The sequence below is a fragment of the Tritonibacter scottomollicae genome (genome assembly GCF_003003215.1).
Classification (GTDB): domain Bacteria; phylum Pseudomonadota; class Alphaproteobacteria; order Rhodobacterales; family Rhodobacteraceae; genus Epibacterium; species Epibacterium scottomollicae.
The window spans coordinates 90,161-109,407 of the sequence record NZ_PVUF01000006.1; the positions used below are offsets into that span (position 1 = coordinate 90,161).

The 19,247-nt window shown below is 62.5% G+C and carries 15 protein-coding genes; 12 read left to right on the forward strand and 3 right to left on the reverse strand.

Going from position 1 to position 19,247, the window contains the following annotated elements:
* Positions 1-4 precede the first annotated feature (4 nt).
* From CLV89_RS11530 to CLV89_RS11565, 8 genes are all read left to right on the forward strand, one after another.
* Entirely contained in the window at positions 5-2,272 is a 2,268-nt protein-coding gene (locus tag CLV89_RS11530; protein ID WP_106163817.1) for a methyl-accepting chemotaxis protein, read from the forward strand.
* A gap of 228 nt (positions 2,273-2,500) precedes the next feature.
* Entirely contained in the window at positions 2,501-3,526 is a 1,026-nt protein-coding gene (locus CLV89_RS11535; protein ID WP_106163818.1) for a LacI family DNA-binding transcriptional regulator, read from the forward strand.
* A 94-nt stretch (positions 3,527-3,620) separates the two neighbouring features.
* Positions 3,621-4,925 carry an ABC transporter substrate-binding protein gene (locus CLV89_RS11540; protein ID WP_106163819.1) on the forward strand — a complete coding sequence of 435 codons (1,305 nt, stop codon included), beginning with the start codon at positions 3,621-3,623 and terminating at the stop codon, positions 4,923-4,925.
* A 106-nt stretch (positions 4,926-5,031) separates the two neighbouring features.
* Positions 5,032-5,898: a carbohydrate ABC transporter permease gene (locus CLV89_RS11545; protein ID WP_106163820.1), complete on the forward strand. Its 867-nt coding sequence runs from the start codon at positions 5,032-5,034 to the stop codon at positions 5,896-5,898.
* Positions 5,899-5,913: 15 nt separating this feature from the next.
* A complete protein-coding gene (locus tag CLV89_RS11550; protein WP_106163821.1) occupies positions 5,914-6,744 on the forward strand; it encodes a carbohydrate ABC transporter permease in 831 nt (276 codons plus the stop codon).
* Positions 6,745-6,756: 12 nt separating this feature from the next.
* Positions 6,757-7,764 (forward strand): ABC transporter ATP-binding protein, encoded by a 1,008-nt coding sequence (locus CLV89_RS11555; protein ID WP_106163822.1) that lies wholly within the window; start codon positions 6,757-6,759, stop codon positions 7,762-7,764.
* Complete coding sequence (locus CLV89_RS11560; protein ID WP_106163823.1) at positions 7,761-8,531, forward strand: L-iditol 2-dehydrogenase; 771 nt, start codon at positions 7,761-7,763, stop codon at positions 8,529-8,531. Before CLV89_RS11555 ends, CLV89_RS11560 begins: the two co-directional genes overlap by 4 nt.
* Positions 8,531-10,006, forward strand: coding sequence for a mannitol dehydrogenase family protein (locus tag CLV89_RS11565; protein WP_106163824.1), 1,476 nt, complete (start codon positions 8,531-8,533; stop codon positions 10,004-10,006). The genes CLV89_RS11560 and CLV89_RS11565 overlap by 1 nt, the downstream gene beginning before the upstream one ends.
* Before the next feature lie 163 nt (positions 10,007-10,169).
* On the opposite strand, the gene CLV89_RS11570 is transcribed toward CLV89_RS11565, so the two are convergent.
* The 3 genes from CLV89_RS11570 to CLV89_RS11580 form a co-directional block, all read right to left on the reverse strand.
* Positions 10,170-11,591 carry an alkaline phosphatase D family protein gene (locus CLV89_RS11570; RefSeq protein WP_106163825.1) on the reverse strand — a complete coding sequence of 474 codons (1,422 nt, stop codon included), beginning with the start codon at positions 11,589-11,591 and terminating at the stop codon, positions 10,170-10,172.
* A gap of 291 nt (positions 11,592-11,882) precedes the next feature.
* Positions 11,883-12,569: a fumarylacetoacetate hydrolase family protein gene (locus tag CLV89_RS11575; RefSeq protein WP_106163826.1), complete on the reverse strand. Its 687-nt coding sequence runs from the start codon at positions 12,567-12,569 to the stop codon at positions 11,883-11,885.
* Between the two features lie 62 nt (positions 12,570-12,631).
* Positions 12,632-13,609, reverse strand: coding sequence for a GlxA family transcriptional regulator (locus tag CLV89_RS11580; protein ID WP_243394990.1), 978 nt, complete (start codon positions 13,607-13,609; stop codon positions 12,632-12,634).
* A gap of 98 nt (positions 13,610-13,707) precedes the next feature.
* Here CLV89_RS11580 and CLV89_RS11585 point away from each other — a divergent pair, with 98 nt between their 5' ends.
* From CLV89_RS11585 to CLV89_RS11600, 4 genes are read left to right on the forward strand one after another with little or no spacing between them, the layout of a single operon-like run.
* Positions 13,708-14,958 (forward strand): sarcosine oxidase subunit beta family protein, encoded by a 1,251-nt coding sequence (locus CLV89_RS11585; protein WP_106163827.1) that lies wholly within the window; start codon positions 13,708-13,710, stop codon positions 14,956-14,958.
* Between the two features lie 36 nt (positions 14,959-14,994).
* Positions 14,995-15,300, forward strand: coding sequence for a sarcosine oxidase subunit delta (locus CLV89_RS11590; protein WP_106163828.1), 306 nt, complete (start codon positions 14,995-14,997; stop codon positions 15,298-15,300).
* Positions 15,297-18,248, forward strand: a complete 2,952-nt coding sequence (locus tag CLV89_RS11595) for a sarcosine oxidase subunit alpha family protein (RefSeq protein WP_106163829.1) — start codon at positions 15,297-15,299, stop codon at positions 18,246-18,248. The genes CLV89_RS11590 and CLV89_RS11595 overlap by 4 nt, the downstream gene beginning before the upstream one ends.
* Positions 18,241-18,840: a sarcosine oxidase subunit gamma gene (locus CLV89_RS11600; RefSeq protein ID WP_165798121.1), complete on the forward strand. Its 600-nt coding sequence runs from the start codon at positions 18,241-18,243 to the stop codon at positions 18,838-18,840. Before CLV89_RS11595 ends, CLV89_RS11600 begins: the two co-directional genes overlap by 8 nt.
* Positions 18,841-19,247 lie beyond the last annotated feature (407 nt).

The window sequence follows — 19,247 nt, forward strand, 5'->3', positions numbered from 1 at the left end:
GACTGTGTTGTTGAAGGCCTCTTCCGTTTCACTAAAGCTGAAACTCCCTGTGCTGATGGTTGTCCTCACAGTGGCCTTTGTCATTACCGTGTCATTTCTGATCTACACGATGGCAGAGCGCAGCATTCGCGAAAATGTGGCCTCAGCACAGGCCTCCAAGGCACAGGCGGGCGCACAGGCCCTCAGCTTCAGCATTGGCGCGGCACAACGTGACGTGGTCAACCTGGCTGCACAGCCCACCACCTTCCGCGCAATAAACAATTTTGAGCGCGTCATCGGCATGATCGAAGACGATGATCAGATTGGCTACCTGAAGAAACACTTCGTGACGGAGAACCCCAATACCGAACAGCGCGCCGATCTGGTCGATCCTGGCGATGGCTCCTACTACAGTCAATCTCATGTCACGTATCATCCAACGTTTGTGCAAACATCCGAATTGAATGGATACTCGGACATCTATTTGATCAGCCCGACTGGGCTCGTCTTGTATTCAATTCACAAGCAAGGCGACTTCGCCGAGACCATCACTGGTCCTGTTCTCGCCGACACCCCACTATCGCGTGTGGCTCAAGGGGCTCTCGCGGCGGAGCCCGGCGCCGTTGTGGTCGAGGATTTCTCTCCCTATGCGCCCGCTGGCTCAAACACCGCGTTTCTGGCCTCCCCCGTCCTCAGCAAGCGTGGCGACACAGTTGGCGTGATTGCCGTACGCATCGGCACTGAACTAGTGCAGTCCGCGCTGACTGCGAATCTCGCCGACACTGCGCATGAGAACATCTTTCTTGTCAGTCCGGATGGGCTTGCCCGCAGTCCCAGCGTCGTGGAAGGCGCCTTCGAGATGCTGACGGAACTTCCGGACGCCCCTCACATCGCCGCCGCTCGCGACCAGGTGGCCGGTCAATTCGAGGATGTTGTCACCGCGGCAGGACAGCGCGCAACCGCCGTGGTCATTCCTCTCAACCTTGCCGGGTTCAACTGGTCGCTGATCATGGAAACCGATTCCGACACCGCATTTGCGATGGTCTATCGCATCCGATGGATGGTGCTATCGCTCATCGGCGCCTCTTTTGTCGTATCGATCATTGTCTCTTGGGCAGCTGCCAACCGGGTCACGCGCCCGATCCACCACCTGAGGGACGTCACCAACGCACTGGCCAACAAGGATTATGACATCGACATTTCCGGCCGGACACGCGGGGATGAGTTCGGTGATCTTGCGCGCAGCCTCGACACCTTTCGGGACAAGCTGACCTCCGCAGATGAGGCCAGCAGCCGCGAGGAAGACTCAAGAAAGCAGACAAATCTCGTGGTCGATGAAATGAGCCATGCTCTCTCCGAGCTGCAAGAGGGCAACCTCGTTTGCGAGATCAACACTGCCTTCTCCCCCCATTACGAAGACCTGCGCAAGAACTACAATCGCAGCCTGGAGAACCTGCGGCGGTCGCTGCGCGAAGTGGTCGAAGCCGCCCACCATGTGGATCGGTTCTCTCAAGAACAGCGGGCCGCGGCAAATGACATGGCCGAACGGACTGAAAGTCAGGGGTCCACACTGGAAAAGACCGCCTCTGCCATGCAGGATCTCACACAGCGCCTGCGCGACACGGCGGAGAAGGCGACGGAAGTCGACAGCACCATGCGCGTTACCCGCCGTGAAGCCGAGCAGAGCAACGAAGTGGTACGCTCAGCCGTGGCCGCGATGGATCAGATCCAGCAGGCCTCTGCCGAAATCTCCAAGTTCATCAACCTGATCGATGACATTGCGTTCCAAACCAATCTTCTGGCACTGAACGCTGGCGTCGAGGCCGCCCGCGCCGGCGAAGCGGGCGCCGGTTTTGCGGTGGTGGCCTCCGAGGTGCGCAACCTTGCGCGGCGCGCCTCCGAAGCGGCTGGCGAGATCCAGGCGCTCACCTCAGCGAGTGAAGAGCACGTGGCCAATGGCGTGTCTATGGTAGACCGCGCAGGCGATGCTCTCACCAGCATCATTCAACAGGTAACCGCAGTCAGCGATCTCATTTCCGAGATTGCCGGAGGGGTTCAGCATCAGTCGCAGGGCCTTGAAGACATCAACGCGGCCATGCGCGAGTTGGATGCTGTTACCCAGCAGAATACAGCGATGGCAGAGGAGGCGTCCGCCTCCAGTCAACTCCTGCAGAGCGAAGCCAATACGCTGTCGCAGGTCACCTCCCGTTTCCAAATTGACGCACCGATTGATGCGGATGCGCCCGCGCGTTGGGAAGACCTGTCTGATACCCAAGACGTGCAACACGGCTAGGGCTGAACGCGCGCACTCTCCCCGTACGGCAATCAGCCAGGCAGCCGCTTTGACTGCACGCGCTCATTCGGGCACTGGCAGCTTGCGCTTTGAACCGGAAAAGACGATCACCCTTCTCAAACACATCCTGTAAAGTTTGCGCCCGCAAAGAATTGGACGCAATATGGGTGAAGAACAGATCGTCGCTCGCTCCGCCCGTATCCGGGAGGGGCAGCAAGGAGGGCCTCCATGTCAGAATCGAAAATCCGGAACATGGAAGAGCTTGCCAGTGTGAGCGGCATCTCACGCCCCACCCTGTCCAAGTATTTCAACGCCCCTGACAGCGTCCGCGCCTCCACCCGCAAGAAGATCGAAGCGGCGCTGGAGACCTATGACTACCGTCCCAACATCTACGCCATGAACCAGAACCGGCGCCTGACCAAGAACATCGGCATCGTGGTTCCATTCCTCGCCGATCCGTTTTTTGCCGAGATCGCCCGCACCCTCGAGCAGCGCTGCATCGACGCGGGATTCCGCCCTACCTTGTTCAGTTCGCACGGGCTGCCTGAGCTGGAAACCGACATACTCGACACGCTTCTGTCCATGCGTCCTGCAGGGGTGCTATTGGCTCCCTTGGGCCGGGCCTCAGACAAGGAGGCCATTGAACGATTTTGCGAAGATGTACCAACCGTGCTCTTTGACAGCAATGTAGAGCAATTTGGCATTGCTTTTGTGGGCTCCGACAACTTTCAGTTCACCAAACTGATGACAGACTACCTCTGCCGGACCGGAGAGCCGCCCAGTTTCTTTGAAATGCGCACCCCCGCCAACCCGAATGCCCATCGACGTCGACAAAGCTACCTGGACGCAATGCAAAAGTTCGGCCACACGCCTCAGGTGATCTCGGTCGAGGGCGAAGGCTGGCAGTTCGAGGAGATCGGGCGTTTAGGCGGGCATGAGGCGCTGTCGTCGGGCGCGTTCAATTCCAACTCGATCCTCTGCAGCAATGACCGCCTCGCTATCGGACTGATGACGGCCTGTTACGAAAAAGGGGTGCAGGTCGGGCGCACTGAGGGATGTTCGATTCGGGTGGCCGGAATCGATGGGCACCCCTTCGGGCGTTATACTTGTCCGCCGTTGACCACTGTGTCGCACGATTATGATGCCGTCTCCAAAACCGCGACAGACACCCTGTTCTCTGCGATCAACGGCGATGTATCACCTTGGAAAAGCACGAGATCCGAAGGCAAACTGATCATGCGCGACTCCGCCTGATCGCTCATAAATTTTACGCGCGTAAAATTTAGATTGACGCCGCGCAGTGAACTCCCCTAGCGTGATGGCAGCATCTACCAAGGGAGGAACGAGGATGTCTTTGAGGAGCGCACTTTGTGCGGCCACTGCGTTGTCGCTGGGAACAGCCGGCGCGGGCGTTGCAGAAACCATCACCATCGCAACCGTGAATAACGGCGACATGATCCGAATGCAGGGCTACTCGGACCACTTCACCGAAGCGACCGGTATCGAGGTCGAATGGGTGACACTGGAAGAGAACGTGCTGCGCCAGCGCGTGACCACCGACATCACCACCAAGGGTGGCCAGTTCGACATCATGACCATCGGCATGTACGAGACGCCGATCTGGGGCAACAACGGCTGGCTGGTGCCGCTGGATGACCTCTCCGAGGCCTACGACATCAACGACATCCTGCCCGCGATGCGCAATGGCCTGTCTCATGACGGCACGCTGTATGCCGCGCCGTTCTATGGCGAAAGCTCGATGATCATGTACCGCACCGACCTGATGGAACAGGCCGGTCTGGACATGCCAGAGGCCCCCACATGGGAGTTCATCCGAGACGCGGCCGTCGCGATGACCGACCGCGAGAAGGAGATCAACGGCATCTGCCTGCGCGGCAAGGCTGGCTGGGGTGAAGGCGGCGCGTTCATCACCACGACCGCGAACTCCTTTGGCGCGCGCTGGTTCGACGAGAACTGGACGGCACAATTCGACCAGCCGGAATGGAAAGAAGCACTGAGCTTCTTTGTCGACCTGATGGAAGACGCAGGCCCTCCGGGCTATTCGACCAACGGGTTCAACGAAAACCTGTCGCTGTTCCAGCAGGGCAAATGCGGCATGTGGATCGACGCGACCGTGGCAGCATCCTTCGTCACCAACCCGGAGGAATCCACCGTAGCGGACAAGGTCGGATTCGCCCTGGCGCCGAACCACGACGGTGTGGAGAAGCGCGCCAACTGGCTCTGGGCCTGGGCGCTCGGCATTCCTGCCGGCACCAACAACGAGGCCGCTGCCAAGCAATTCATCGAATGGGCCACCTCCAAGGAATACATCGAACTGGTCGCGGCCAATGAAGGCTGGGCCAATGTGCCTCCGGGCGCCCGGACCTCTCTCTACGAGACGCCGGAATATCAGGACGTGCCCTTCGCCGACATGACCTTGAAATCCATCGAGGCGGCCGATCCGACCAATCCAACGGTCGATCCGGTCCCCTATGTTGGCATTCAGTTCGTGGCCATCCCGGAGTTCGCAGGCATTGCGACGCAGGTCAGCCAGGAGTTCTCGGCAGTCTACGCCGGTCAACAGACCGTGGATGAGGCGCTTGAAAAAGCGCAGGCCTTCACATCCGAGGAAATGGAAGCCGCAGGCTACTGACGCCCCTCCTCCCCGGGGCCGGAGATCGCGCGCATTGCGGTCTTCGGCCTCTTTTTTCCAACATCGTATTCGTGACGGCGTCGTCCGTCCACTGATGAGGCCCTCCATGGCAACCCAGCACTCCCGCTCTGCCGCGCGCATCATGATGGCCCCGGCCGTCATCTTGCTCCTCGGCTGGATGCTCGTACCGCTGACGATGACCGTGATCTTTTCCTTCAAGAAATACCTGCCCCTGCGCGGCGGCGATCTTGGGTGGGTCGGGTTCGACAATTACGTCCGCTTTGTATCTTCCTCCACATTCTGGCCCAGCGTACAGGCCACGCTTGTCATCGTCGGCGGTGTCCTGGCCATAACTGTGGTCTTTGGCGTGCTGCTGGCACTGTTGCTGGACCAGCCGATGTGGGGTCAGGGTGTGGTCCGCATCCTGGTCATCGCGCCGTTCTTCGTGATGCCGACGGTGTCCGCATTGGTCTGGAAGAACATCTTCATGGACCCGGTGAACGGCCTGTTTGCCCATCTGTGGAAATTCTTTGGCGCCGAGCCGATCTCCTGGCTCTCCGAAGCCTCGATGCCGTCGATCATCCTGATCGTCAGCTGGCAATGGCTGCCGTTTGCCACATTGATCCTGCTGACCGCGATGCAGTCCCTGGACAGTGAACAGCTGGAAGCCGCCGAAATGGATGGTGCAAGCCCCCTCGCCCGTTTCGGTTACATCGTGCTGCCGCATCTGGGCCGGGCGATCACCGTCGTGGTGCTGATCCAGACGATCTTTCTGCTGTCGATTTTCGCGGAGATCTTCGTGACCACCCAAGGCGCCTTTGGCACTCGGACGCTCACCTACCTGATCTTTCAGCGCGTTCTGGAAAGCCAGAACATCGGCCTCGGATCCGCCGGCGGTGTCTACGCCATCATCCTTGCCAATATCGTTGCCGCATTCCTGATGCGCATCGTCGGCAAGAACCTCGATACGTAAGGGAGGACCTGCGACATGGCACGCTCCGTGACCCCGCAACGCAAGGCGATCAACACCATCGCCGCCTGGGCCGTTGGTCTGGTGATCTTCTTTCCGATCCTCTGGACCATCCTGACCTCTTTCAAGACCGAGGCGCAGGCGATCAATGACCCGCCCTTGTTCCTGTTCTTCGACTGGACGCTGGAAAACTATGCCGTGGTGCAGGAACGCTCCAACTACATGCGGTTCCTGTGGAATTCGATCATCATCGCCGGCGGCTCCACCGTTCTTGGTATCATCATCGCGGTCCCGGCTGCCTGGTCGATGGCCTTTGTGCCCTCGAAACGGACCAAGGACATCCTGCTGTGGATGCTCTCGACCAAGATGCTTCCTGCCGTGGGCGTGCTCTATCCGATCTACCTGATCTTCATCCGGATGGGATTGCTGGACAGCCGCGCCGGACTGGTGATCGTGCTGATGCTGATCAACCTGCCGATCATCGTCTGGATGCTCTACACCTATTTCAAGGAAATCCCCGGCGAAATTCTGGAGGCCGCCCGCATGGATGGGGCCAGCCTGAAAGAGGAAATCCTCTATGTGCTGACGCCGATGGCCATTCCTGGCATCGCCTCCACCTTGCTCTTGAACATCATCCTCGCCTGGAACGAGGCCTTCTGGACCCTGAACCTGACCGCAGCCCAGGCGGCGCCGCTGACGGCATTCATCGCCAGCTACTCCAGCCCCGAGGGCCTGTTCTACGCAAAACTCAGCGCGGCCTCCACCATGGCCATCGCGCCGATCCTGATCCTCGGCTGGTTCAGCCAGAAACAACTTGTGCGCGGCCTCACCTTCGGCGCTGTGAAATAAGGACGACGACTTATGGGACGTATTACACTCGACAAGGTGACCAAAAGCTTTGGTGCAACAGAGGTCATCCCGCCGCTGGACCTGACCATCGAGGACGGCGAATTCACTGTCTTTGTCGGCCCCTCGGGCTGTGGCAAATCCACCCTCCTGCGACTGATCGCGGGGCTGGAGGATGTCTCCTCCGGCCAGATCCGCATCGACGGCAATGATGCCACTATGGTGCCGCCGGCCAAACGCGGGCTGGCGATGGTGTTCCAATCCTACGCGCTCTACCCGCATATGTCGGTGCGCAAGAACATCGCCTTCCCGATGCGGATGGCCAACATGCCGCAGGAGGAACAGGACCGCCGCATCGACGCCGCCGCCAAGGCGCTGAACCTTACCGACTATCTGGACCGCAAACCCGGGCAGCTCTCGGGCGGGCAGCGGCAGCGGGTCGCCATCGGCCGCGCCATCGTGCGCGAACCCTCGGCCTTCCTGTTTGACGAGCCGCTGTCGAACCTTGATGCGGCCCTGCGTGTCGGCATGCGGATGGAGATCTCCGAACTGCACAAGAAGCTTGCAACCACAATGGTTTACGTGACCCACGACCAGGTCGAGGCGATGACCATGGCGGACAAGATCGTGGTGCTGCGTGCGGGCCATATCGAGCAGGTCGGCAGCCCGCTCGACCTCTATCGCGCGCCGCGCAACCTGTTTGTCGCAGGCTTCATCGGCTCGCCCAAGATGAACTTCATCGAGGGCGAAGAGGCCGCGAAGTATGACTGTCACACCATCGGCGTGCGCCCGGAGCATATTACAATCAGCGGCAGCGAGGGAGCCTGGTCCGGTGTGGTCGGCGTCTCCGAACATCTGGGCTCCGATACCTTCTTCCACATCCACGAAACCGGCCTTGCGGAGACCATCACCGTGCGCGCCGACGGCGAAGTGGGATTCAAGCATGGCGACCGGGTGTATCTGACCCCGCGCACCGACATGCTGCACCGATTTGACACCAAGGGCCTGAGGATCGACGCATGAGACTGAGCGGAAAAACAGCGCTGATCACCGGCGCCGCGCGTGGCATCGGATGCAGCTTTGCCGAGGCTTACGTGCGTGAGGGCGCGCGCGTGGCCATTGCCGACATCGACATCGTGCGCGCCCGCCAGACCGCGGCGGAAATCGGCGACGGCGCCGTCGCGGTGGAGATGGACGTGACCCGGCAGGAGAGCATCGACAACGCGGTGACCCAGACGGTGGAGGCGCTGGGGCGCATCGACATCCTGGTGAACAACGCCGCGATCTTCACCGCCGCGCCGATCATCGAAATCAACCGCGCGGACTACAATCGCGCCTTCGAGATCAATGTGGCGGGCACCCTCTTCACCCTGCAGGCGGTGGCCAAGCACATGGTCGAACGCGGCGGCGGTGGCAAGATCATCAACATGGCCAGCCAGGCCGGACGGCGCGGCGAGGCGCTTGTCGGGGTCTACTGCGCCTCCAAGGCAGCCATCATCAGCCTGACGCAATCGGCGGGGCTGAACCTGATCGCCCATGGCATCAACGTCAACGCCATCGCCCCCGGCGTGGTGGACGGCGAACATTGGGACGGGGTGGATGCCTTCTTTGCCAAATACGAGAACAAGGCCCCCGGCCAGAAGAAACGCGAGGTCGGCGAGGCGGTGCCTTATGGGCGCATGGGCACGGCGGCGGATCTGACCGGCATGGCCATCTTCCTCGCCAGCGCAGAGGCCGACTACGTGGTCGCCCAGACCTACAATGTCGACGGCGGAAACTGGATGAGCTGATGACTGCGCTGCCCCTCTCGAACGCGACCCTTGGCCAGCTGCCTGAGGAGATCGCCCGCCCGACCTATGACCGCTCCGCGCTGACCCTCGGCATTGTCCACATCGGCCTTGGCAATTTTCACCGCGCCCATCAATCCTGGTATCTGCACCGTCTGATGCAACAGGGACTGGCGCAGGACTGGGCCATCGTCGGCGCCGGCGTGCGCCCTTATGATGCCGCCATGCGCGACCGTCTGCTGGCGCAGGATTGCCTGACCACGCTGATCGAACTGTCGCCAGACAGCGCTCGCGCCGAGGTTGTCGGTGCGATGGTCGACTACCTGCCGATCGAGGCTGACAATGGCGCGCTGATCGCCGCGCTGAGCCGACCCGAGATCCGGATTGTCGCCCTGACCGTGACCGAAGGCGGATATTATCAGGATGCGATCAACGGTGGCTTTGCCGCCGATCACCCCGACATGCAGCACGACATCCTTCACCCGGCCAGCCCTCGCACCGCTTTTGGCGCGATCGCCGCCGCCCTTGCGCATCGTCGCGCGGCCGGGCATGGGCCGATCACTGTGCAAAGCTGCGACAACTTGCAGGGCAATGGCACGATCACCCGGCAGACCGTGCTGGGTCTGGCCCGGGCCACTGACGCCGATCTGGCGGACTGGATCGACGCGCAGTGCAGCTTTCCCAACTCGATGGTGGATTGCATCGTGCCCGCCACCGGCCCAGCAGAGATCGCCCGCGCCGCAAGTCTCGGCATCGCCGACAGCGCGCCGGTCACCCATGAGCCCTATCGCCAATGGGTGACTGAGGATGACTTCTGCGCCGGTCGCCCCGACTGGGACAAGGTTGGCGCAATCTTCACCGATGCGGTGCATGAGTATGAGACCATGAAAATCCGCATCCTGAATGCGGGCCATCAGGTCATCGCCAACGCCGGGGAGCTGTTGTCCTGCGCCACCATTGCCGACTGCATGCAAGACGCCGATATCTCCGCCCTGTTCCACAAGGTGCAGACCGAGGAGATCGCCCCCTATGTGAAGGCGGTGCCGGGGATCGCACCTGCGCAGTATGTCTCCTTGATCGCTGAACGCTTCTCCAACCCGGCGATCCGCGACACCACCCGCCGCGTCGCCTTTGACGGCTCCTCGCGTCACACCGGGTTCATCCTGCCGATCCTACGGGAAGCGCTGTCGGCGGGCGGGTCCGTCGATGGCCTTGCACTGGTAGAGGCGCTCTGGGCGCGTATGTGCGCTGGCACGCGCGAGGACGGCAGCGCCATCGAAGCCAATGATCCACGTTGGGATGAACTGGCCGATATCGCACGCGCTGCACGAGACGATCCGCGCAGCTGGCTCCTACAAACCGGCTTTTATGGTAGCGTTTCGACAGAGCCGCGATTTGTTGAGCGGTTCAACGTTTGGTTGCGCATGATCTGGACCCAAGGCGTCCGCGCCGCCTTGCAGAGCTATGGTCGCCCGTAGCGTGACGCGCCGCAGATGATTGTTCGCGCTGGTTTTGTTCGCGCTGTATTTTTCGCACTGGCGGGTAGATGAGATGTCCCGCTGGTGCGCATGGGGCTGCGCGCCGATATCGGCCAAAGCGCGCACCCGCACAGGTTCACAAAACTCTCGCGGTATCGACCGTCTATTCCAGCGCCATCGGAGCGGTATCGCCGCTGTCCTCCAGATGCCAGATGGCGCTCCATGTTCCGTCTGTTCGGCACAATTCCAAATAATTCCGCTCAGCGACATAGCGGTGTTTTTGTCCCGGCAGTGGATGGATGCGGATCGGGTGCCCGGGCACCGGCGCATCGCCCAGCCCCGCAAGCGCCCCCAGACTGCGTGCGTAGCTTTGCGGCGGGGCGCGATGCGCAATGCCGGAGGCTACCAGCTGGTTTATGCGCGTCTCACCGGTGCCCATTTCGGCACGTGTGGCCAGATGGATTTCCCCGGACAGCACCGTGACCGGGGCGGTTTTACGCCACTTCAGAACCTGTTTCAGCATCCGGGCCCATTCGGCCCGGTGGGCACGGCTCTGCCACTGATCGCGCAAGTCATCTTCGTATTTCTGCATGGTCGGGATCACCAGCATGAACCGCTCCACCAGTGACAACCGCGGCCCAAGGAGCGGCGTGCTGGAGATCAGGAAAGTGTGCGTCTCACCCGGCTGCACCGCCTCTGTCGCAGACCAGCCATAGGCGCCCATGACCTGCCGCCGTCCCCGCTCCGCCCGCAGATCCGGTGCGAAGAACTGCACCCCGGGCAAGGCCCGCTGCCAGGACAAAGATGTGCCGGTCTTGTCGAGGAAGAGGTCGGGAATATCCGCCTCAACTGCCGCATGCTGGAACAGCAAATACATCTCGCGCGCGACACGGAACAGACATTGCCCCACCTCCGAATGGGTCTTGCGACGATAGAGCGAGCCCCAGCCATCGCAAATATCGTGGTCGTCCCAGATCGCCAGCGTCGGCACTCGGGCCATGATCCACGCCGGCGCGTCCCCGAACAAGGCCTGCACGTAACGCTCGGCGAACCGCTGGCGCAGGTGGTCTGCCAGATCCTCCAGCTCTTCTGCAGTGCTGGGGCGGTGCACCTTGTCAGGCCAGTCCTCGCTCAGTGGATGCCCCTGCGTGGCTTCATCGGCGTAGATCTGGTCTCCGCCTTGCAACAGCAATGCAAAGGGCGCGCGACGGTGCTCGTTGCACATATGCGCCCACATCTTGTTGCGCTCTTCCTGATCGCGATCCAGATCACCTTCTTCCTCGCCATTGCAGGAGGCAAAAGCGATCCGAATGTCGCCGGTCAGTTCTGTCTGCACCTCATAGGTCTCATCGCCCAGTCGGTAACCGCCTGCTGATTGCGACAGGTGAAAATCAAAGCGCCAGATCGCATTGCGGCCAACCTCGCGCAGCAGTTTCGGCTCATATGTGTCATCGCCCGCGTAGAGCAGGTCTGGGGTCTCACCGATAGGCAAGAGAACCATGGCAGCCAGCTTCAGCCGGTCCCCCTCAAGCCCGCGATAGTAGAGAATGGGCCCAAGCCGCGCCGCGCTAAATTCTGAAGTCATATGCCCCTCATACTGCAATCATGCGCCCATCAGGCTCGGTCAGACATAGGCAGTTCATCAGGCTGATATAACCCACGGAGGTTCGACAGGTCGTAAATCTATCGTTTATCCCCAGTGGTTCCATCTACCGGATCCGTATCGCTCCAATAGGAACATCCCCACATGCCACGACAGAGCGCATCTGCGCGTTCTGGTCGAGATTTCAACTCTGCTATGCCGGTTTTGTTCACCGCTTTCCTGCGTCATCCGCTGTGTGCGAACAGGCGCACAGCAGCGTCGCATTCGGAGGTGTCAGACCACATCGACCCGAAGCGGTGGAAATGGCGCGCATGTCAGCTGCATCACATCACCGCGCGCAACCGGGCCGACACCGGACGGCGTGCCGGTCAGGATCACATCACCGGCGGCCAGCGTGTAATAGCGGGACAAATGCGCGATCATCTCCGGAACCTTCCAGATCATCTGGTTAAGATCCCCCTGCTGGCGCGTCTCGCCATTCACCGTCAGGGTCAGCGCCCCTGCATCGGGATGGCCGACCTCGGCCACGGGGCACAGGGGCCCCACAGGCGCAGCGGCTTCGAAGGATTTGCCGATCTCCCACGGGCGCCCGGCCTTCTTGGCCACGCCCTGCAGGTCCCGGCGGGTCATGTCCAGCGCCAGACCATAGCCCCAGACATGCGCCAGCGCATCTGCCTCGGCGATATCGCTGCCACCCGTCCCGAGTGCCACCAATAGCTCAGCCTCGTGATGCACATCGCTGCTCATCACGGGATAGGGAAAGCGGCCGGAGGCATCGAGGCTATCCGGTGTTTTCTGGAAGAAGAACGGCGGCTCGCGATCCGGGTCATGGCCCATTTCCACCGCATGCGCCGCGTAGTTGCGACCAATGCAATAGACCCGCCGCACCGGAAACAGGGCCGCACTGCCCTGCACCGGAAGGCTGGCCTGTGGCGGCGGGGCAATGACATAATCATTCATGGCGCGATCCTCTCACTTGTTGTTGCTCAAGGTGATAGCCGCTCTGCCGCCCCACGCCAAGCTCAGCCGGAAAGATGCCTCAAGCCAAGTTGAGCCCGGCGGTCACGTGGGCTGTCACCGAACTGCGCGCGGTAGGATTTGGCAAAATGCGCCTGGCTGACAAACCCCGTCGCCAGCGCCACCTCGCCAACCGGCAGTCGGGTCTGGCGCAGCAGCTCGTCGGCCTTCTCCAGCCGTCGGATCATGTAGTGCCGCATCAGCGGCTGGCCGATATCATCACCAAACTGCCGCTGCAGGCTGCGCGGGCTGAGCCCGGTGAGCTGCGCCAGCTGCTCCATCGATAGGGGATCGGCCAGATGGGTCTCCATCAGCGCCAGCGCCGCCGCCACGGCGCGGTGCAGCCCGTCCGGCACGGCCCCGTCCGAGCGCTGCGGCGCATCCGCGTCGCGAATGCCGGTGTGGATGTACCAATCGCTTACCTGTGTTGCGAGCTGCGCCCCATGGTCCGAGCGGATCAGCGCATGCATCAGGTCAAGTGGCGCCACCCCACCGGCGCAGGTGTAGCGGTCCCGGTCGATCACAAAGAGACGCCGCTCCATCAGGAAGTTGTCTGATCGCGCACGCAGGGCGTCAAAATGCTCCCAATGCACGGTGAAGCGGCGGTTCTGCATCACCCCCGCGTTCGCCAAGATCGCCGCCCCGCCGGAGATCCCGCCCAGCGGCACGCCTTCGGCGCTCAGACGCCTGAGCCAGCCCAGCACCGCCCGGTCCTCAAACGCAAAGGGGTTGCCCCCCGCAATCACGAAGACCAGATCCGGCATCGGTCCGACCGCGATCAGATCGGTTTCGAAAATGGCCCCGCAGGAGGCCCGCACCGGCCCACCATCGCGGGACAGAAATTGCAGATCATAGAGAGCCGCGCCGCTGAGCAGGTTTGCTGCGCGCAAAGGCTCTACCGCCGAGGCTGCCGACATCAGGGCGAATCCTTCGACCAAAAAGAACCCGTAGCGCCGTGTCTCTGTCTGCGTTTCTGCCTGCATCACAACTCGCCGTCCAAAATGGGACAAAATTAGACCATATCAGAAAAGTCAAGCCTGCCGCCGCTGCTACACTCTCGCGAAACGACCTGGAGAAAGACATGCGTTATTCCGCGCTTCGCATCGCCTGGGAGGCCCTGACCGGCCATAAGGGCTGGACCCAAGCCTGGCGCGACCCGGATCCGCAGCCCGCATATGACTATGTGATCATCGGTGGCGGCGGCCATGGGCTTGCGACCGCCCACTACCTGGCGAAAGTCTACGGCAAGGCCCGTATCGCTGTGCTGGAAAAGGGCTGGATCGGCGGCGGCAACGTGGGGCGCAACACCACCATCGTGCGTTCGAACTATCTGCTGCCGGGCAATGAGCCGTTCTACGAATTCTCGCTGAAACTCTGGGAGGGGCTGGAGCAGGACCTGAACTACAACGCCATGGTCAGCCAGCGCGGCATCATGAACCTGATCCACAGCGACGCCCAGCGCGATGCCTTTCGCCGCCGTGGCAATGCGATGATCCTGCAAGGCTCTGATGCCGAACTGCTGACCACCGACCAGGTCCGCAAGGAAGCGCCCTTCCTCAATTTCGACAACGCGCGCTTCCCGATCAAGGGCGCGCTGGTCCATCGGCGCGGCGGCACTGTGCGTCATGATGCAGTGGCCTGGGGCTATGCCCGCTCCGCCGACCAGCATGGCGTCGACATCATCCAGAACTGCGAGGTCACCGGATTTCGCATCGAAGAGGGCCGGATCAAGGCGGTCGAAACCTCGCGCGGCTATATCGGCGCGGGCAAGGTCGGCGTCGCAGTGGCGGGAAATTCGTCACGCGTGATGGCCAAGGCCGGCATGCGCCTGCCGATCGAGAGCCACGTGCTGCAGGCCTTTGTCTCCGAAGGGCTGAAACCAGTGCTGCCCGGCGTCATCACCTTTGGCGCGGGGCATTTTTACGTCAGTCAATCCGACAAGGGCGGTCTGGTCTTTGGCGGCGACATCGACGGCTACAACTCCTACGCCCAGCGCGGCAACCTGCCCGTGGTCGAGGATGTCGCCGAGGGCGGCATGGCGCTGATGCCGATGCTGGGCCGCGCGCGCCTCTTGCGCATGTGGGGCGGTATCATGGACATGTCGATGGACGGCTCCCCCTTCATCGACCGCACCCATATCGACGGGCTCTTTTTCAACGGCGGCTGGTGCTACGGGGGGTTCAAGGCGACGCCCGCATCCGGCTATGCCTTTGCCCATCTTCTTGCAACCGATCAGCCACATGAGACCGCGCAAGCCTATCGGCTCGACCGTTTCCTGAGCGGTCACATGATCGATGAAAAGGGTGTCGGCGCGCAGCCGAACCTGCACTGACCCTTCCCGCGACACCGACACAACGGACCCGCCCTCATGATCATTCCCCATCCGCTCCTCGGCCCCCGCGATGCGCAGGAGTTCACCTATCTCGGCGATGCCAGCCTGCTGGACCGGCCTGACCCCGATGCCGCGACGGCGGCAGAGGACTTCCACGCCTATGCCTATCTGCGCGACAACCCTGCAGGTCAGCACCAGGAACTGTGGTTCCACGAACAGGGCGACCGCTCTTGGTTGGTCGTCACCCGCGACACCACAACGCATGAGATCCTGAACGCCGAACTGGCCCGCGACGTGGTGCTTGCCCGCCGGGCCGCCGCAGACAAGGGAGCCGACGCATGACCCAGCAGAACCGCCTTTCCGGAGGTCAGATCGACCGCAGCCGGACGCTGGATTTCACCTTTGACGGCAAGAGCTACCAGGGTCACCCCGGCGACACGCTGGCCTCGGCGCTGCTGGCCAATGCCGTGCGCCTGATGGGCCGCAGTTTCAAGTATCACCGCCCGCGCGGGGTGATCTCTGCCGGTTCCGAAGAACCCAACGCACTTGTTGAGCTGCGCACCGGCGCGCGGCAGGAACCCAACACCCGCGCCACCGTGGCGGAGCTCTATGACGGTCTCAGCGCGCAGAGCCAGAACCGCTGGCCCTCGCTGGCTTTTGATGCGCTGGGGGTGAACGATCTGTTCTCCAATTTTCTGACCGCAGGGTTCTATTACAAGACGTTCATGTGGCCGCGCGCCTTCTGGGAAAAGGTCTACGAGCCCATCATCCGCCATGCCGCCGGCCTCGGCTCGCTGTCGATGCAGGCCGATCCGGATACCTATGACAAAGGCTTCCTGCACTGCGACCTCCTGGTGATCGGTGCCGGCCCCGCCGGCCTCGCCGCCGCCCTGACGGCTGCGCGCAGCGGCGCGCGGGTGATCCTCGCTGATGAGGATTTCACCTTGGGTGGCCGCCTCAACGCCGAGGTCGAGGAGATCGACGGTCAGTCCGGCGCAGATTGGGCGGCGCAGGCCATTGCAGAGCTACAGAGCCTCGCAAACGTGCGCCTGATGCGCCGCACCACCGTTCTGGGTGCCTTTGATCACAGGGTTTACGGCGCGCTTGAACGCAATGCCGATCACTTTGCCGCGCCAGCGTCGGACCTGCCGCGCCAGACGCTGTGGCGGATCTACGCCCGTCAGAGCGTCCTCTGTGCGGGCGCCACCGAGCGCCAGATCGCCTTTCAGAACAACGACCGCCCCGGCGTTATGATGGCGGGAGCCCTGCGCGCCTATGCCAACCGCTGGGCGGTGGCGGCGGGGCAGCGCGTTGCGGTCTTCACCAACAATGACAACGGTCACCGCACGGCACGCGATCTCGTCGCGCTGGGAGTGGATGTTGTCGGCGTGGTCGACAGCCGACCCAGCGCCCCCGCCCTTGGCGACTACCCTCTCTTCACGGGCGCACAGGTCATCAACACCACCGGCAAACTGGGCCTCACCGGCGTCACCCTGCGGCGCGCCGATGGTGGCACCGAACATCTGAGGTGCTCCGCGCTCGGTGTCTCCGGCGGCTGGAACCCCGATGTCTCGCTCACCTGTCACCAGCGCGGCCGCCCGGTCTGGGACGATCATATCGCCAGCTTTGTTCCGGGCGGGAGCCTGCCGCAGGGCATGCATGTTGCCGGTGCTGCTGCGGGAAAGTTCTCCACCGCCGCCGCGCTGCAATCCGGCATCGACAGCGCCGTGGCCGCCCTCGCCACGCTTGGCCTCAGCGCAAGGCCGCTGCCCTGCCCCAAAGCAGAGGATGGCGCCTATGACCTCGTGCCGCTGTGGTATGTCGCCGAAGGCAAGGGGCGCAAATGGCTCGACCTGCAGAATGACGTCACCGTCAAGGACGTGAAGCTCGCCCATCAGGAGGGGTTTCGCTCCGTCGAACACCTCAAGCGCTACACCACCCTTGGCATGGCCACCGATCAGGGCAAGACCTCCAACCTCGGCGGGCTTGCGGTGATGGCGGAGATGACCGGTCAGAGCATCCCCGAGACCGGCACCACCATCTTCCGCCCCCCCTATACCCCCGTCGCCATGGGTGCGCTGGCCGGGCGTTCGGCGGGCACGGACTTCAAACCCACCCGCCGCACGCCTTCGCATGCCTGGGCCGAGGAACAGGGCGCGGTCTTTGTCGAGGCCGGTCTGTGGCTCCGGGCGCAGTATTTCCCCCGCACCGGCGAGAGCCATTGGCGCCAGACCGTCGACCGCGAAACACTGGCCGTGCGCAGCTCTGTCGGCGTCTGCGATGTCACCACGCTGGGCAAGGTCGACGTGCAGGGCAAGGACGCTGCAGCGTTCCTCAACCTGATCTACGCCAACGGATTTTCCAAACTGCCGGTGGGCAAATGCCGCTATGGTCTGATGCTGCGCGAGGATGGCATTGCCAAGGACGATGGCACCGCCGCGCGGCTGGCCGAGGATCACTTCGTGGTCACCACCACCACCGCCAATGCCGGGCCGGTCTATCGCCACATGGAATTCGTGCGTCAGTGCCTGTGCCCCGAAATGGACGTGCAGCTGATCTCCACCACCGACGCCTGGGCGCAATACGCGGTGGCAGGGCCAAACGCCCGCAAACTGCTGCAGAAACTCGTCGACCCGGAGCATGACATCTCCAACGCCGCCTTTCCCTTTATGGGCTGCGGCGAGATCAGCATCTGCGGTGGGCTGCGGGCGCGGCTGTTCCGGATCTCCTTTTCCGGTGAGCTGGCCTATGAGATTGCGGTGCCCACACGCTATGGCGACGCGCTGATGCGCGAACTGATGGCACAGGGCGCCGAGTTCGACGTCACCCCCTATGGCACCGAGGCGCTTGGTGTGTTGCGGATCGAGAAAGGCCACGCCACCGCCAATGAACTCAACGGCCAGACCTCGGCCGATCACCTTGGCATGGGCCGCATGGTCTCCACGAAGAAGGACTCAATCGGCGCTGTGCTGTCGCGGCGCGATGGCCTGAACGCCCCTGACGGCCTGCGGTTGGTGGGGTTCGAAGCGCTCGACGGCAACGATCTGCCCGCTGGCAGCCATCTCTATGCGAAGACCGCCCCCCCCACCGGCGCCAGCGAGGGCTGGCTGTCATCCGCCGCCTACTCGCCGCATCTGGGCAAATCCATCGCGCTTGGCTTTCTTTCCCGTGGGCAGGACCGGCTGGGCGAGACCGTCACCGTCGCCAACCCACTGCAAGGCCAGTCCTTCACCGCCCGTGTGGTCAGCCCCCATTTCATCGATCCCGAAGGAGAGCGTCTGCGTGCCTGATCCCAGCCCCACACCACGCCTGTCCGCCCGCACCGCGTTCGGCGCCACCACAGCCCGCCTCGACAGCCTCGGCCCTTGGACGCTGACAGAGCGCCCGGACCGCGCCCTGGCCTCCGTTGCCGCGCGCGCCGCAGACCCGCAACAGGTCGCCGACAGGCTCGCATCTCGCGTCGGCGGCGCCATCGCACTCGGGCAGCTGGCGCAGGGCGACGACCACGACATCTTTGGCACTGCACAAAACCAGTGGTTCGTGATGGCGGACCACACACAGCAGGAAGACCTCGCCCGCCAGCTCAAGACGGAGCTGGGAGACATGGCCTCCGTGACGGAGCAGAATGACGGCTGGGTTGTCTTCAACCTGAGCGGGCCCGGCGTCTGCCGGGTGCTGGAGCGGCTGGTGATGGCGGACCTTGCGCAGATGCCGGACGGCAGCGCCCAGCGCCTGCTGCTGGAGCATATGAATGTTGTCCTGCTGTGTCGAAAGCACGACCAGTCCTACGACATTCTTGTCGCCCGCTCCTTTGCACTGTCGCTGCATCACGCCGTGACCACCGCAATGAGGAGCGCGGCGGTGCTTGCCACGCCCAGCTGAACGGCGCATTGCACCGACGGATCCCCAAGAGCACTCTTCGCCGGGGACACCTGGGCCCTGCGCCTCAGAGATACCCTCTGCTGGCGCGGGGCCGTTCTTCGGACAAACCCGCGCGCTGTTCAGCATGCAACGCAAACACTCTTTTCAGGCCTGAAATTCGGATCAGACGAAGATATGCGCCACCATGCCCTCGTGGTCACCCGAAGATACCCGCGGCCTTGAGAGTATTGCTGCGGGTCGCCTTGTTCAGGTCCCTTCGTCGAACAGAGAGAGCAAAAAATTCGCACAAAAAACACGCAACCTAACCTGATATGCCCCATTCAGCGCAAAACACATGGTCGGGACGTTTGCCTCAGGTTGCCGACGACCTAGGATCAAGAAATGGCACAGTCTTTCAACGAGGCACA

Coding starts and splice junctions, on each gene's coding strand:
- CLV89_RS11535 (WP_106163818.1), top strand. CDS start 2,501: ATGTCAGAATCGAAAATCCGGAACATGGAAGAGCTTGCCAGTGTGAGC.
- CLV89_RS11540 (WP_106163819.1), top strand. CDS start 3,621: ATGTCTTTGAGGAGCGCACTTTGTGCGGCCACTGCGTTGTCGCTGGGA.
- CLV89_RS11545 (WP_106163820.1), top strand. CDS start 5,032: ATGGCAACCCAGCACTCCCGCTCTGCCGCGCGCATCATGATGGCCCCG.
- CLV89_RS11550 (WP_106163821.1), top strand. CDS start 5,914: ATGGCACGCTCCGTGACCCCGCAACGCAAGGCGATCAACACCATCGCC.
- CLV89_RS11555 (WP_106163822.1), top strand. CDS start 6,757: ATGGGACGTATTACACTCGACAAGGTGACCAAAAGCTTTGGTGCAACA.
- CLV89_RS11560 (WP_106163823.1), top strand. CDS start 7,761: ATGAGACTGAGCGGAAAAACAGCGCTGATCACCGGCGCCGCGCGTGGC.
- CLV89_RS11565 (WP_106163824.1), top strand. CDS start 8,531: ATGACTGCGCTGCCCCTCTCGAACGCGACCCTTGGCCAGCTGCCTGAG.
- CLV89_RS11570 (WP_106163825.1), bottom strand. CDS start 11,591: ATGACTTCAGAATTTAGCGCGGCGCGGCTTGGGCCCATTCTCTACTAT.
- CLV89_RS11575 (WP_106163826.1), bottom strand. CDS start 12,569: ATGAATGATTATGTCATTGCCCCGCCGCCACAGGCCAGCCTTCCGGTG.
- CLV89_RS11580 (WP_243394990.1), bottom strand. CDS start 13,609: ATGCAGGCAGAAACGCAGACAGAGACACGGCGCTACGGGTTCTTTTTG.
- CLV89_RS11585 (WP_106163827.1), top strand. CDS start 13,708: ATGCGTTATTCCGCGCTTCGCATCGCCTGGGAGGCCCTGACCGGCCAT.
- CLV89_RS11590 (WP_106163828.1), top strand. CDS start 14,995: ATGATCATTCCCCATCCGCTCCTCGGCCCCCGCGATGCGCAGGAGTTC.
- CLV89_RS11595 (WP_106163829.1), top strand. CDS start 15,297: ATGACCCAGCAGAACCGCCTTTCCGGAGGTCAGATCGACCGCAGCCGG.